The organism is Paenibacillus catalpae (genome assembly GCF_900112695.1).
In the GTDB taxonomy this organism is placed as follows: Bacteria; Bacillota; Bacilli; order Paenibacillales; family Paenibacillaceae; genus Pristimantibacillus; species Pristimantibacillus catalpae.
In genome coordinates this window covers 446,013-459,245 of record NZ_FOMT01000005.1, presented here as the reverse complement: position 1 = coordinate 459,245, position 13,233 = coordinate 446,013, and the positions used below count along the sequence as shown (strand labels likewise).

Sequence of the window (13,233 nt, the reverse complement as noted above, 5' to 3'; positions counted from 1 at the left end):
GCGTATACGATAAAACAGATACTTTAAATATATCGACTGACATGTTACGATTCAACTATAACTAGCAACAAGGAGAGATCGAATACGATGAACAAGACCATCACTATAGAACTTTCTACGAACAAGAAACCGAAACCAAAAGCATCCGAGCTTGGATTTGGCAAGTATTACACCGATCATATGTTCATCATGGACTATGATGCGGCAACTGGCTGGTATAACCCGCGCGTTGTACCTTATCAGCCAATTTCGCTTGATCCTGCAGCAAAAGTGTTTCACTATGGTCAAACGATCTTTGAAGGCCTGAAGGCTTACTTAACCGATGATGGCAAAATCCGTCTGTTCCGTCCGGAACAAAATATGGCACGTCTCAATCGTTCCAACGCACGTCTCAGCATTCCTGCAGTAGACGAAGAGCTGGCTATTGAAGCACTGAAGCAGCTTATTCTCACAGACAGCGATTGGATCCCGTCTGATGCGGAAACTTCCCTGTATGTCCGTCCCTTCGTTATTGCAACGGAAGCACAGCTGGGTGTTAACGCTTCAACCCAATACATGTTCATGATCATCATGTCTCCGGTAGGCTCATATTACGCGGAAGGTATTCATCCGGTTAAAATCCATGTGGAATCCCACTACGTTCGTGCCGTACGCGGCGGTGTCGGCAACGCAAAGACAGCCGGCAATTACGCGGCAAGCCTGAAAGCGCAGGAAGAAGCTTACGCTCACGGCGCATCCCAGGTTCTTTGGCTCGACGGAGTTCACCGCAAATATATTGAGGAAGTCGGAAGCATGAACGTCTTCTTCAACATTGACGGCACGGTTGTAACCCCTGCCCTGAACGGCAGTATCCTGGACGGTATTACACGCGATTCGATTATCCGTCTGCTGAAGCATATGAATGTGCCTGTTGAGGAGAGACAGCTGTCCATTGATGAGGTTGTTACCGCCCATCAGGAAGGCCGCCTTGTCGAAGCGTTTGGAACGGGTACAGCCGCGGTTATTTCTCCAATCGGGGAACTGACATGGGAAGGTACACGTTATGTTATTAACGGAGGAAATACCGGCGAGCTGTCGCAAAAGCTGTACGACACGCTGACCGGTATTCAAAGAGGTACTGTGGAAGATTCGTTCGGCTGGTCCGTTGTCGTGGAGCCTTCCGAGCATTTAATCTCCCGTTAATTAATTCCCGTAGGTCTTGACGGACATTTGATCAAGACTTTTAAATTCATAGCCTTGCTTGCGGGCTTCGTCAATAATTGAGCCGAGCGCAGCGGCATTATCTTTGGACACGGTATGAAGCAGAATGACCGCTCCGGGATGAAGCTGTGCGACGACTTGATTTAAGGCAAAGCCCGCTCCTTTTTGCGCATTAACATCCCAATCCTTATATGCGACAGACCAGAATACATTCGTATAACCGGATTCCTTGCTGACGGCAAGCACATTATCGCTGAAAATCCCTCTTGGCGGTCTCAGATACGTCATCGCCTGCTGACCGGTCAGCGTATGAACCTGCTCCCTTACTTTCTCCAGCTCCGTTCGAATCTGTTCAGCAGAGATTTGAGTCATATCAGGGTGGCTCCATGAATGATTGCCGACCAGATGCCCCTCGCTGGCCATCCGTTTAACCAGCTCCGGCTGATCCTTCACATAATGCCCTGTCACGAAGAAAATCGCAGGCACCTGCTTCTCCTTCAGCACATCCAGCACTTGCGGAGTATAGCCGTTCTCATAACCGTTATCGAAGGTCAGGTACAGCTCCTTCTTGGTCGTGTCTCCGAGAAAAATCGCCCCATGCTTCATCACTATATCTTTGAAGCCTTCTTCATTAATTGAGGGCAGCTGCCCGCCTACGCTTTTTTTAAACCCAAAATGAAACGGTCCTTGCAGCGCGTTAGCCGGATGCTGGGCAACCAGCAAAGACAAAACGGCCGCGATCAGAAATGAATGGATCCATTTTGATTGTTTTTTCATTCCTCGCTCTGCTCCTCCATGTGTAGTCCGTTTATTTTCCCCTGTTCAGGCTAATCCAATCCTTTATTTTCGATTTGACAAAAATAGTTGTCAGGAATATAGTTGTTGTAACAACTAATTTGGAGCGTGAGCGAAATGCATCAAAAAGGATTGGATCATTCGATCGGCTTCCTGCTCGGAGCAACCTACCGGAAACTGACGAATTTTTTCGCTGCCCGCATTAAGGATTTTGGCTTAACTCCGGAACAATGGGCGGTTCTCTTCCGTGTTCGCGAGGAAGACGGTTTGATTCAGAAGGAGCTTGCAGAACGTGCGGGCAAGGATAAACCAACTACAACCCGAATACTGGATTCGCTCGAGGCGAAAGGCTTTATTACGAAACGGGCCAGCGAGCATGACCGGCGTTCCTTCCAGGTCTATATAACCGATCTGGGCAGAGAAACGGCGGATACAATCGAGCCGATTGAATATAGCACGATTGCTGAAATCGCGCGAGTCTTGTCCGCTGAGGAATACGAGCAAATGACAAGTCTGCTGAAGAGGCTTAACGCACATACAACCAGCTTATTGGAGCATGAAAAGGAGTAATGATACAACATGAACATACAGCCAGAAAAACTTTGGAGTAAGTCTTTTGTCACGTTGACGGTCAGTTATTTGCTGCTGTTTCTAAGCTTGCAGATGCTGCTCTCGCCTTTCCCTACTTATGCGAAAGAGCAATTTCACCCCAATAACTTTACGCTCAGCCTCGTGACCAGCCTGTTCGCCCTTGCGGCGATCGTAACCCGGTTCGCGACAGCAGCGCTGCTTCGCAAAGTACATCGAAACGTCATCTTGTTTGCTGGACTTGTGTTGGCCGCCATTGCGACGGTCCTCTATCCATTTGCCGGCTCAATCACGTCTCTTCTTGTTCTCCGGGCGTTATTTGGCATTGGCTTCGGGATGACCAGCACCATCATTCCAACCTTGGTATCGCAAATTATTCCGAAGAAAAGAACCGGGGAAGGGATCGGCTACTTCGGATTATCCACAAGTATTGCCATGTCGCTTGGCCCTATGATTGGTCTGTCCGTCATTAAGCAATTCAGCTTTACGACTCTTGCGATGATCGGTACAATTGCCCTTGTTCTCATTGTTCCGCTATTGATTGTTACGCGCAGTATTCCGAAGCAGCCGGCCAAAGCCGCTCCATCGCCATCCGTTAGTGCCACAGACGCAGGAGAATCTTCTGCCGGTTCTTCCACGGCGCGAATGATGGTGCCTGCTATACTTAATGTACTGATGTCTGTCACATACGGCGGTATTCTTGGCTTTATTGCGCTCTTCGGCGCACAGAACCATATCGAGCAGATCGGCTTGTTCTTCTTATTTATTGTATTTACGGTATTTGTTATTCGTCCGATCTCCGGCAAGCTGTTCGACCGCCGCGGGCCGATGCTGATTGTTATCCCGGGAGCACTTGTTGTTATTGCGAGCCTGCTCATCTTGTCTTACGCGCACTCGCTTCCGCTGGTCATTGTGTCTGCTTTGCTGTACGGCTTTGGATTTGGCGCGATACAGCCCACAACACAAGCCTGGATGCTGCGTGAAGCCGCACCGCATCAAGTCAGCTTTGCTAACAGCTTGTACTACAACACGATTGATCTCGGCGTAGCCGCCGGTTCCATGCTTCTTGGCATTGTCGCGTCTGCAACCAGCTATTCGGTCATGTACCGCTATGCTGCCGTTGCCATGGTAATTTTTATGCTTGTCTATTTGGTCAGTCTGTTTACAGGTAAAAAAGATAAAGCTTCAGCGGCTGCTCGAGAGAATAGAGCAGTATCCTCCCGGTAATTCAAATAAAATCCGGCAACAGTAGTCCGGGTGCGCCATTTAATGGCTGGCACCTGACTGCTATTGCCGGATTCTTTTATCTAATATACAAATATTTGTTTGGGTAAAAGAAAATATAGTAAGGCATGATGAACGGTTGTAAAAGAAACTTCCAGCCTCGGATAGGACAACCGCATTCCAATTGAAGGATTTCATTCTCATGTAAGGTGAACTGATAACGATTGCTTCCGCACCAATCTATCTTTACATATAGTTCATATTCTCCTGGCTCCAGCTCATACCGGATCGTTTCATCGTCAGCGATTTTTTCATACTCGATGCCATTCAAGAAAACTTTGAAGTTCCTCAGCCAATTTGAGTACTGGTTTGTCCTCTTCAGTTCAAGTATCGAATTCATTTCACACCTCAATCACACAGAATTTTCTATTTATCCATTCTATACGGTCAAATGAATATCCTTTTCATTAATCATCCTCTGCATGACTTGTAACTTGTCTCAAAGAAAGCTACTCTAATTGGAAATAGATTCTATAAAAAGGTGTGAGTGCATATGAATCGCCAGGCAGCAAAGATAAGCTCTCAGGAACTGAACCGGGCTCTATTAGCCAGACAAATGCTGCTCTCCCGCTCGGACATGCCTGTTCTTAACGTGCTGGAATGGTTTATCGGCTTGCAGGCACAAGCCCCTCATGCTCCCTATTACTCGCTATGGACCAGGCTTGAAGGCTTTGATCAAGCTCAATTATCTGCCCTGATCTCGGAACGCCAAGCCGTAAGGATCGCTCTCATGCGCTCCACTCTCCATCTGGTATCTGCAAAAGATTGTCTGCTGATCAGACCATGGGTGCAAACGGTACATGAGCGGGCACACAAAGCAGCCTTCGGGAAACGTCTTGCCGGTGTCGATCTGGAAGCCGTCATTGCGGAAGGAAGAAAGCTTGTAGAGGAGCAGCCGCGTACCTTCAGCGAGCTCGGCAAGCTGCTGGCGGAGAGCAGGCCAGGCATTGATCCTGAGGCTCTTGCAACAGCAGTACGTACCTATGTTCCGCTCATTCAGATTCCGCCGCGCGGCTTGTGGGGTGAAAGCGGACAAGCAACTCATACTACAGTTAATTTATGGCTTGGACAGCCCCTAGCGGAACAGCCGGACGCAGATAGGCTTATTCTGCGGTATCTTGCGGCTTACGGGCCGGCCACTGTCAAGGATATGCAGGCCTGGTCCGGGCTAACCCGGCTGAAGGAATATTTCGAGAGGCTTCGGCCGCAGCTCATTACCTTCCAGGATGAACACGGTAATGAATTATTTGATGTGCCCGATGCTCCCCGTCCTGATGCCGGCGTCGATCCACCAGCCCGCTTCCTCGGGGAATTTGATCAGATGCTGCTTGGCATAGCCGATCGATCCCGCATCATGGACCATACATATGCCAAGCGAATCTTTACCGCCAATGGCATTCTCCGCTCAACAATTCTGCTGAACGGATATATTGAAGGGATTTGGTCCATCGTGCGGGATCGCCGGAAGGCTGCGCTGATCGTCGATCCATTTAGAGCACTCACCAAAGAAGAACAGCATGAACTTACACAAGAAGGTCAGAAGCTGCTGGAATTCGCAGCCGAAGGATTCGATCACGAGATACGCTTTAACTAAGAAAAAAGCCATGGTTCCGGGGGAATCATGGCCTTACCGCAGTATTTCATTTACAGCTTATCCATCCGATATGTGTATCCGCAGAACTTGCATTTAAACAATATACCGTCTTCTCCTATTATGTAGGTCAAACGATCATCGTCCTCAAGCTCGATAAATTCTCTGCCGGTATCGTCCCGGTCCCCGGTTGCAAATACCCCTGTTTTATTGCCGCATTCACATTCAAAGGTCAAAACCATGGCTTCACGTCAACTTTCCTAAAATTTTCTATTTTATTAGTAACTTTCTCATATTAAGCTTGACAATGATACGTTTTGTATCATAAATTACTAGTAGTGAGTGTAACATATCGCCAAATTGATTACCAATATGAGGAGCGAATGACCTTGACGATGGGAGATCGCCTGAAGGAGCTGCGCCAGCAGCGAAGCTTGTCGCAAGAAATAGTTGCACAATCCATCGGCATAACGCGATCCGCTTACAGCCACTACGAGATTAACAACCGGCAGCCCGTGTATGAGACTCTGATCAAACTTGCCGCTTTTTTTGAAGTCACCACCGATTATATTATCGATGGGGATTCACGCGGCACGGAGTCTCAATTTGCAGCGGATACGATTGAAATTATTCGGCTGCTCAATACCATGGATGAAAACAAACGCAAGGAATCCATCGACAAAATGCTGGATGCCATCCGGGAGTCTTAATTAGCCGCTGTCCACAAGACTAGCGGCTACTAAGCCTCTTTCTGCTTGCAAGCGCCATCACAAGGCATACAATAACAAAGCCGGCTGCATAACCTCCAATAATATCGGTAGTATAATGCACGCTGAAATATAAACGGGATGCTCCCATAAGTATAATCAGAATGATTGTAATAATAGCGACGATCCATTTTACAACGCGGTTAATTCTTCTGTCCTTTATAATCCAGATTGCCGCCAAACTGTACATCACGATTGCCAGCATTGCATTGCCGCTCGGGAAGCTTGAACCCTCCGCTTCGATTCCCCATGCCATCGCTGGCCTTGCGCGGTCAAATCCGGATTTCACAATCGTATTCCCTGCATACGCCCCTGCTACCCCCGCAATTAACAGCACCGCCCTTCTCCACCCCTGCTTCCACGCAAACCATGCAGCCAATACCAATGTAATTCCAATAATTCCCACAGTAGAGCCCAGCGTTGTCATCGCTTTGAACAAATCGGTTAACGCCCCACTCTGTATACTTGCAAACCAGTCCGCAACCGATTCATCAAGCTGCGAAGCTTTTGAGTGCGAAGCCAGCATAGCTGCTGCAATAAAGATCAGCAGACTAGCCGTTAAACCGTATAACCACCCTTGTTTTCGAATAATAAGCACCCTCCTAAAAAGAATTGTCACACGCCTTTTGTGGCGATTCTTACTTCGTAAGCATGAACCTAAAAAGAATTGTCACACGCCTTTTGTGGCGATTCTTACTTCGTAGGCATCAACCTAATTGCTTCATTCTGTGCGCTTCGTTATAATAGTCGAAGACTTCATTATAATACAACGAAAATTATACACCAGGGAAGGATCACTATAACATGTACTTAGCAGATAAATGGAACGATTATGAGGTTATCGACACTGGGGCAGGAGACAAGCTGGAGCGCTGGGGACAATACATTCTCCGCCGTCCGGATCCTCAGATCATTTGGCCGATCGCAAGTGAAACAGGAGCATGGAAGCAGGTAGACGGGCATTATCACCGCAGCTCCTCGGGCGGCGGACAATGGCAGTTCAAATCCAGCCTGCCGGAACGCTGGACCATCTCTTATGGCGAGCTCAAATTCCACATCAAACCGACCAACTTCAAGCACACCGGCCTGTTCCCTGAGCAAGCTGCGAACTGGAGCTGGATGATGGACAAGATCCGTTCCGCAGGTCGTCCGATCCGTGTGCTGAACCTGTTCGCATACTCCGGAGGCGCTACGGTCGCCGCAGCAGCAGCTGGCGCGGATGTCGTGCATGTTGACGCGGCAAAAGGGATGGTGCAGTGGGCAAAAGAAAACGCGCAGCTGTCTGGCCTCGAGAGTGCCCCTATCCGTTATATTACGGATGACGTATTTAAATTCGTACAGCGCGAGCAGCGCCGCGGTCGTCAATATGACGCTATCATTATGGACCCGCCTTCCTATGGACGCGGACCAAACGGCGAAACCTGGAAGCTCGAAGAGAATTTGTACCCGTTCCTTGAATTCTGTACAACGATTCTGTCGGATAATCCGCTCTTCCTGCTGATTAATTCCTATACAACGGGGCTCTCTCCGACGGTTCTTCATAATTTGCTTCATACCACAATGAAGAACAAATTCGGCGGCATGATTAATTGCGGCGAGATCGGCTTGCCGATTACACAATCCGGCCTGCATTTGCCTTGCGGCATTCTTGGTCGCTGGGAGTCGGAATAATGGCTGCCGGAAATGATGCAATTAGCCCGGTCATTCCGGTATTGTATGAGGACAATCATATTATTGCTGTGGTCAAGCTCCCCGGTATCCCTTCCCAAGAGGATGAAACCGGGGATCCTGACATGCTTACATTAATCAAGCAGGATCTGAAGGTCCGCCATAACAAGCCGGGGAACGTATTCCTCGGCCTTGTTCACCGGCTCGACCGTCCCGTTGGAGGAGCTATGCTGTTTGCCAAAACCTCCAAAGCAGCCTCCCGTCTGTCCGAAGCGGTTCGAAGCCGTAATTTTGGCAAAACGTATGTCTGCGTCGTTCACGGCAAACCTGCGAAACAGCAGGACCGTCTCAGACATTACATATGGAAAGATGCCAAGCGCAATCAAGTAACCGTATATACAGAACAGGCACAAGATGCGAAGGAAGCGATACTGGAATACAAGGTATGCGCAGAGGCTGGAGGATACTCTCTCATTGCCGTTAAGCTGCACACCGGCAGACCGCATCAAATCCGCGCTCAAATGGCTTATATCGGCTGTCCGCTTGTCGCGGACCGCAAATACGGCGCTCCAAGCACGGCAGCCGTATCCGATATTGCACTGTGGTCCACTTCCGTTGAAGCTCCCCATCCGGTCACGAAGGAACGCCAATGCTTCCGCTCCATTCCGTATGGCTCTCCAGCCTGGTCCTGGTGGACAAACGAGCAGCTGGAGGAAGCATCCAGTATGTTCTTGTAGCTATTTCTCACAATTCTTGGAGCAAATGCTTACGAAGTAAGAATTGTTTCACAATTCTTTTAAGGAGGGATCCGCCCTTCATGCGCAGAATGCGAAGCAAGAAGCGCTTGACCGTTCATTTCATTCTCCTGCTGCTTTCGGCGGCAGGAATTCTACTGATCATCACGACAACCTTGAAGCAGGATTCTCGCCTGACGGATACGGCATCAAAGCCTCCTGCGCCTAGTCAACCAGATTCAACTAATGTACCAACGGCAACTCCAACCGCAACGCCTGAGCCGACTCCCACTCCGGTTCCAACGCCTCAATTCGATGAAGCCGTATGGATGGCTGTAGGCGACATTATGATGCATAAGCCGGAGCTGCCCGGTGCCTACGACACGAAGACGAAAAAATATAATTTCAACTATTTTTTTGACGAAGTAAAGCCGATTCTAGAGAAAGGCGACTGGGTAATGGCCAATCTGGAAACGCCGGTAGCCGGCGCCGCTTATGGCTATACCGGTTATCCGAGCTTTAACGCCCCGATAGAGCTGCTTGACGCCCTGCAGTATGCAGGCTTTAACATTTTGACCAATGCCAATAACCACTCGCTAGACAAAGGTGGTAAAGGGCTTATGCTCACCTTGCAGCACTTGAAGAAATACCCGTTCGCGATCAAAGGTACGGCCGAATCCCAGGAAGAAGCCGACACTCCGGTCATCGTCGAACATAACGGGATCAAGATGGGATTGCTCGCCTATACGTACGGAACGAACGGTATCCCGCTTCCGAAGGGCAAACCATACGCCGTCTCTATGATTGACGAGCAGAAGATGATCAATGATATCCATCACCTGAAAGAGATCGGCGCGGATTTCGTAACGGTAGCTCTGCACTTCGGAGTTGAATATCAGACCTCGCCTAATGAAGAGCAGAAGAAGCTGGCACGCAAGCTTGTAGCGGAAGGCGCGGATATTATTGCAGGCTCTCATCCGCATGTCATCCAGCCTTATGAGGTATTGGATACCACGGATGCCGACGGCCGCACAAGACAAGGACTTATTATTTATTCGATGGGGAACTTTATTTCCGCCCAGCGCGATGATACAAAGGATTATGGCGTCATCTTTAAAGTAACCGTTCGCAAAAATAAATCCGACGGCTCGATTGAGCTATCGGATATTGAGTCAACTCCTACCTATGTGCACCGCTACCAACCGGACAACTATTACAGATTCCGCATTCTGCCGGTAGAACAGACGATCGCGGCTGCGAGCGACAGCTTGTTAACAACGGATGATTACAATTCCATGAAGCAAACGCTCAAGGTACTTCGTAATCGTCTGAGAGCCATGTTAAATACGGATTCACAATAAGCTATTATTCTATCTTCCTACGTTTTATGCATTAGCTACCTTGCCCAGCAGATACACAAGAAGCTGCTGGTTATGAGAAGAGATACGGTCCAGCGATTCGCCAATGAGCTTGGAACGCACTTCCGTTCCGCGCTGGGCCTCGTTTCTTCCTTTCTCCGAAACAGATACCCATACAATTCTGCGGTCCTGATTATCTCTGGTACGTACAATTAAATCATTGCGCTCCATACGGTCGAGCAGCGTAGTTATCGCAGCAGGAGTTGTTGCGAGGTATTGCAGCAGTTCAGAAGGCTTCATCGGCTCATGCTGCAGTAAAATGTTCAGCACATTCAACTGGCCTTCCGTTAGAGGCGCCAGCCCCTCTTCTAAACTATCCTTCCATTCTCTTGTCATCTTTGTCCATAATCGAGTAAATTCTTCAGAAATCATAATTACACCCGCTTCCTGTCCAATTTTCTCATTTATACCAATTATATCATTCGCAAATGTCGAATAAAAGGTTAACGCAATTAATAATTTGAGCCATTAATCGCTATAAATTCGAACATTATGACAGAAGTAGACATACAATGGGCATAGGCGCCTCACCAATTCGTCGAATTGATGCGTGAAGGAGTGATCCCCATTGGATGACCAGAAGGCAGAAATCATGCGCAAGATTAAAGATTACGGTATCATAAAAGACCCACAATGGCTCGACCGCCCGGATGAGCTGGTGCCAATGTGGGTCATGTTTGAAGCCATCATCCGATTAATTGAACGGTTTGACCCGCCTAACCGGCCTTATGACTGAGGAGATAAATCAGGTCTGACAAAGATCGTTGTAATGACGTCATTCTTATCAACCGGCAGCAGGATTCGTCCTATAGACTTCCGGTCTTCAATCGGCGCCTTCTCGGAAGACGCTGCAAGCTGGGCGCCTGAGGATGTAAGCGCTATAATGCCCTTCTCTTCCTTGCAATATAGAGCCGCGACCAGCGCAGAGCCGTTTGGCTTCACACGCTTGCCTTCCTTGAATTCAAAGGTTTGAAGCCCTTTGCCGCCTCTGCCTTGAAGCGGATAATCCAGCAGCAAGGTACGTTTGGCATAACCCAAATCCGACACGACCAGTACTTCGCCTTCATCATCAGCCACCCACTCGGCTGCAATAAGCTCATCATCTTCTCTAAGCTGCATGCCGCGTACACCCGCTGCAACCCTGCCCATCGGATTCACTTCTTGCTCGCTGAATCGGATGCTCATGCCCAGTTTACTTACCAGCAGCAGCTGTTTCGTTCCGTCACTTTGCATCACGCGGATAACCTCGTCCCCGTCTGCAACCTTTGTGGCAGCAATAGCGGTGGAACGGGTCGTCATATAATCCTTCAGATCTGTGCGCTTCACCTGTGCGCGTTTCGTTACGAACACAAGCGATGAGCCCGGCTGGTTGAAGTCTTTAACCGGAATAACCGCTACGATGGAATCATCCTTTGGAATCGGGACGATGTTGACAACAGCCGTACCTGTATCCTTCCATTTGAACTCCGGAATTTGATGAACAGGAAGCATGTAGTATTGGCCTTTGCGGGTGAAGAGCAGCAAATTGTCTATCGTGTTCACTTCATAAACATTGCTGATTGCATCGCCTTCTTTCACCCCAGCGGTCTGCATATCGCCGCCTGAGCGGGTGAATGACAGGATGCTTGTCCGCTTCATATACCCTTCTTCACTAAGCGTAACAATCACATCTTCAGATGGAACCATTACTTCCAGGTTCACCTTCAGCTCTTCGACTTCACCGCGGATCGAGGAACGGCGGTCAATGCCGAATTTGTCACGAATCTCCGTGAGCTCATCCTTGATCACGCCAATAAGCTTCTTCTCGCTTTCCAGAATCGAGCGCAGGTAAGCAATACGCTTCTGCATCTCTCTCAGTTCCTTCTCCAGCGATGTTATCTCCAGGTTGGTCAGGCGGTACAGTTGAAGGGTAAGAATCGCATCGGCCTGCCGCTCGCTAAAGCCAAACATCGCTACGAGGTTATTTTGCGCATCCGCACGGTTCTTGGATGCTTTGATCGCCGCGATAACCTCATCGAGGATGTTAAGTGCCTTTACGAGACCCTCCACGACATGCGCACGCTCTTCGGCCTTCTCCAGCTCGTATTTGGTGCGGTGCGTAACAACTTCCTTCTGATGGGCGATGTACGCGTTTAGAATCTGTTTGATGCCAAGCTGCTGCGGCGCTTTGTTCACAATCGCAACCATGTTGAAGTTATACGTTACTTGAAGATCGGTTTTCTTCAGCAAATAAGCCAGAATGCCGTTTGCATCCGCTTCCTTCTTCAGCTCGACAACGATGCGAAGACCGTTACGACCGCTCTCGTCACGAACTTCAGAGATCCCCTCTACCTTCTTCTCCAGGCGGATATTCTCCATGGCACTGACAAGACGGGATTTAACAACCTGATATGGAATTTCCGTAATCGTAATTTGCTGGCGTCCGCCGCGTACATCTTCAATCTCGACCTTCGAGCGGATAAAGATTCTGCCTTTGCCCGTCGTATAGGCTTCGCGGATTCCTTCCTCGCCCATAATAACGCCGCCGGTAGGGAAGTCCGGACCTTTTACAATACCCATCAACTCATCAACCGTAATTTCCGGACGAGCCATAACGGCAATACAAGCGTCGATGGTCTCCCGAAGGCTATGCGGCGGAATTTCTGTTGCAAAACCTGCCGAAATCCCGCTTGTGCCATTCACCAGCAGGTTCGGGTAACGGGACGGCAATACAACAGGCTCTTTCGTTGTATTATCGAAATTGTCCTTGAACTGGACAGTCCGTTTATCGATATCACGTAAAATCTCCATAGCGATTGGCGACAACCGCGCTTCGGTATAACGCATTGCCGCTGCCGGGTCATCGTCCATTGAGCCCCAGTTGCCGTGTCCGTCTACAAGGACATGGCCCATCTTCCAAGGCTGCGCCATCCGCACCATACCTTCATAAATCGAAGAGTCGCCATGGGGATGGTAGTTACCCATAACGTCTCCGACGGTTTTCGCTGATTTGCGGTATGGCTTGTCTGGTGTATTGTTTGAATCGTACATCGCATACAGGATACGGCGCTGAACGGGCTTAAGTCCGTCCCTTACATCAGGAATTGCCCGGTCCTGAATAATATATTTCGAATAACGGCCGAATCGGTCACCAACGACCTCTTCCAAATACGCCGGTAAAAACTGTTCCAGCATGTCCATGCCGTTAC

General features: G+C 49.0%; 13 protein-coding genes. 9 read left to right on the top strand and 4 right to left on the bottom strand.

Annotated elements, in window-relative coordinates; genetic code table 11:
- The first annotated feature begins 87 nt into the window (after positions 1-87).
- Positions 88-1,182 (top strand): branched-chain amino acid aminotransferase, encoded by a 1,095-nt coding sequence (locus BM200_RS23590; protein WP_091189103.1) that lies wholly within the window; start codon positions 88-90, stop codon positions 1,180-1,182.
- Here the strand turns inward: BM200_RS23590 and pdaA are convergent, their stop codons facing one another.
- On the bottom strand, positions 1,183-1,977 hold the full coding sequence (gene pdaA / locus BM200_RS23585; protein WP_091189102.1) for a delta-lactam-biosynthetic de-N-acetylase: 795 nt from the start codon (positions 1,975-1,977) through the stop codon (positions 1,183-1,185).
- Positions 1,978-2,112: 135 nt separating this feature from the next.
- Between pdaA and BM200_RS23580 the strand changes: the two genes are divergently transcribed.
- The 4 genes from BM200_RS23580 (at position 2,113) to BM200_RS23555 (ending at position 6,168) form a co-directional block, all read left to right on the top strand.
- Complete coding sequence (locus BM200_RS23580; RefSeq protein ID WP_091189101.1) at positions 2,113-2,565, top strand: MarR family winged helix-turn-helix transcriptional regulator; 453 nt, start codon at positions 2,113-2,115, stop codon at positions 2,563-2,565.
- A gap of 9 nt (positions 2,566-2,574) precedes the next feature.
- Positions 2,575-3,810: an MFS transporter gene (locus BM200_RS23575; protein WP_091189100.1), complete on the top strand. Its 1,236-nt coding sequence runs from the start codon at positions 2,575-2,577 to the stop codon at positions 3,808-3,810.
- A gap of 550 nt (positions 3,811-4,360) precedes the next feature.
- Entirely contained in the window at positions 4,361-5,461 is a 1,101-nt protein-coding gene (locus tag BM200_RS23565; protein ID WP_091189098.1) for a winged helix DNA-binding domain-containing protein, read from the top strand.
- Positions 5,462-5,841: 380 nt separating this feature from the next.
- Entirely contained in the window at positions 5,842-6,168 is a 327-nt protein-coding gene (locus BM200_RS23555; RefSeq protein ID WP_091189096.1) for a helix-turn-helix transcriptional regulator, read from the top strand.
- Positions 6,169-6,187: 19 nt separating this feature from the next.
- On the opposite strand, the gene BM200_RS23550 is transcribed toward BM200_RS23555, so the two are convergent.
- Positions 6,188-6,823 (bottom strand): phosphatase PAP2 family protein, encoded by a 636-nt coding sequence (locus BM200_RS23550; protein ID WP_091189095.1) that lies wholly within the window; start codon positions 6,821-6,823, stop codon positions 6,188-6,190.
- A 206-nt stretch (positions 6,824-7,029) separates the two neighbouring features.
- Here BM200_RS23550 and BM200_RS23545 point away from each other — a divergent pair, with 206 nt between their 5' ends.
- The 3 genes from BM200_RS23545 to BM200_RS23535 all read left to right on the top strand — a co-directional run bounded on the left by BM200_RS23545 (position 7,030) and on the right by BM200_RS23535 (position 9,988).
- On the top strand, positions 7,030-7,896 hold the full coding sequence (locus BM200_RS23545) for a class I SAM-dependent methyltransferase (protein ID WP_091189094.1): 867 nt from the start codon (positions 7,030-7,032) through the stop codon (positions 7,894-7,896).
- On the top strand, positions 7,896-8,630 hold the full coding sequence (locus BM200_RS23540) for an RluA family pseudouridine synthase (RefSeq protein WP_091189093.1): 735 nt from the start codon (positions 7,896-7,898) through the stop codon (positions 8,628-8,630). The genes BM200_RS23545 and BM200_RS23540 overlap by 1 nt, the downstream gene beginning before the upstream one ends.
- Positions 8,631-8,710: 80 nt before the next feature.
- Positions 8,711-9,988 (top strand): CapA family protein, encoded by a 1,278-nt coding sequence (locus BM200_RS23535; protein WP_091189092.1) that lies wholly within the window; start codon positions 8,711-8,713, stop codon positions 9,986-9,988.
- A 24-nt stretch (positions 9,989-10,012) separates the two neighbouring features.
- Here the strand turns inward: BM200_RS23535 and BM200_RS23530 are convergent, their stop codons facing one another.
- The gene (locus tag BM200_RS23530; protein WP_091189091.1) at positions 10,013-10,417 is read right to left on the bottom strand and encodes a MarR family winged helix-turn-helix transcriptional regulator; all 405 of its coding nucleotides are present in this window, start codon (positions 10,415-10,417) and stop codon (positions 10,013-10,015) included.
- A gap of 196 nt (positions 10,418-10,613) precedes the next feature.
- Between BM200_RS23530 and BM200_RS30115 the strand changes: the two genes are divergently transcribed.
- Positions 10,614-10,781 (top strand): hypothetical protein, encoded by a 168-nt coding sequence (locus tag BM200_RS30115; protein WP_217649583.1) that lies wholly within the window; start codon positions 10,614-10,616, stop codon positions 10,779-10,781.
- On the opposite strand, the gene gyrA is transcribed toward BM200_RS30115, so the two are convergent.
- Positions 10,772-13,225, bottom strand: a complete 2,454-nt coding sequence (gene gyrA / locus BM200_RS23525) for a DNA gyrase subunit A (RefSeq protein WP_091189090.1) — start codon at positions 13,223-13,225, stop codon at positions 10,772-10,774. The two genes, BM200_RS30115 and gyrA, sit on opposite strands and share 10 nt — an antisense overlap.
- Positions 13,226-13,233 lie beyond the last annotated feature (8 nt).

Excerpts from the sequence above, each read along its gene's own strand:
- BM200_RS23590 (WP_091189103.1), top strand. The coding sequence starts at position 88 with ATGAACAAGACCATCACTATAGAACTTTCTACGAACAAGAAACCGAAA.
- pdaA (WP_091189102.1), bottom strand. The coding sequence starts at position 1,977 with ATGAAAAAACAATCAAAATGGATCCATTCATTTCTGATCGCGGCCGTT.
- BM200_RS23580 (WP_091189101.1), top strand. The coding sequence starts at position 2,113 with ATGCATCAAAAAGGATTGGATCATTCGATCGGCTTCCTGCTCGGAGCA.
- BM200_RS23575 (WP_091189100.1), top strand. The coding sequence starts at position 2,575 with ATGAACATACAGCCAGAAAAACTTTGGAGTAAGTCTTTTGTCACGTTG.
- BM200_RS23565 (WP_091189098.1), top strand. The coding sequence starts at position 4,361 with ATGAATCGCCAGGCAGCAAAGATAAGCTCTCAGGAACTGAACCGGGCT.
- BM200_RS23555 (WP_091189096.1), top strand. The coding sequence starts at position 5,842 with ATGACCTTGACGATGGGAGATCGCCTGAAGGAGCTGCGCCAGCAGCGA.
- BM200_RS23545 (WP_091189094.1), top strand. The coding sequence starts at position 7,030 with ATGTACTTAGCAGATAAATGGAACGATTATGAGGTTATCGACACTGGG.
- BM200_RS23540 (WP_091189093.1), top strand. The coding sequence starts at position 7,896 with ATGGCTGCCGGAAATGATGCAATTAGCCCGGTCATTCCGGTATTGTAT.
- BM200_RS23535 (WP_091189092.1), top strand. The coding sequence starts at position 8,711 with ATGCGCAGAATGCGAAGCAAGAAGCGCTTGACCGTTCATTTCATTCTC.
- BM200_RS23530 (WP_091189091.1), bottom strand. The coding sequence starts at position 10,417 with ATGATTTCTGAAGAATTTACTCGATTATGGACAAAGATGACAAGAGAA.
- gyrA (WP_091189090.1), bottom strand. The coding sequence starts at position 13,225 with ATGGACATGCTGGAACAGTTTTTACCGGCGTATTTGGAAGAGGTCGTT.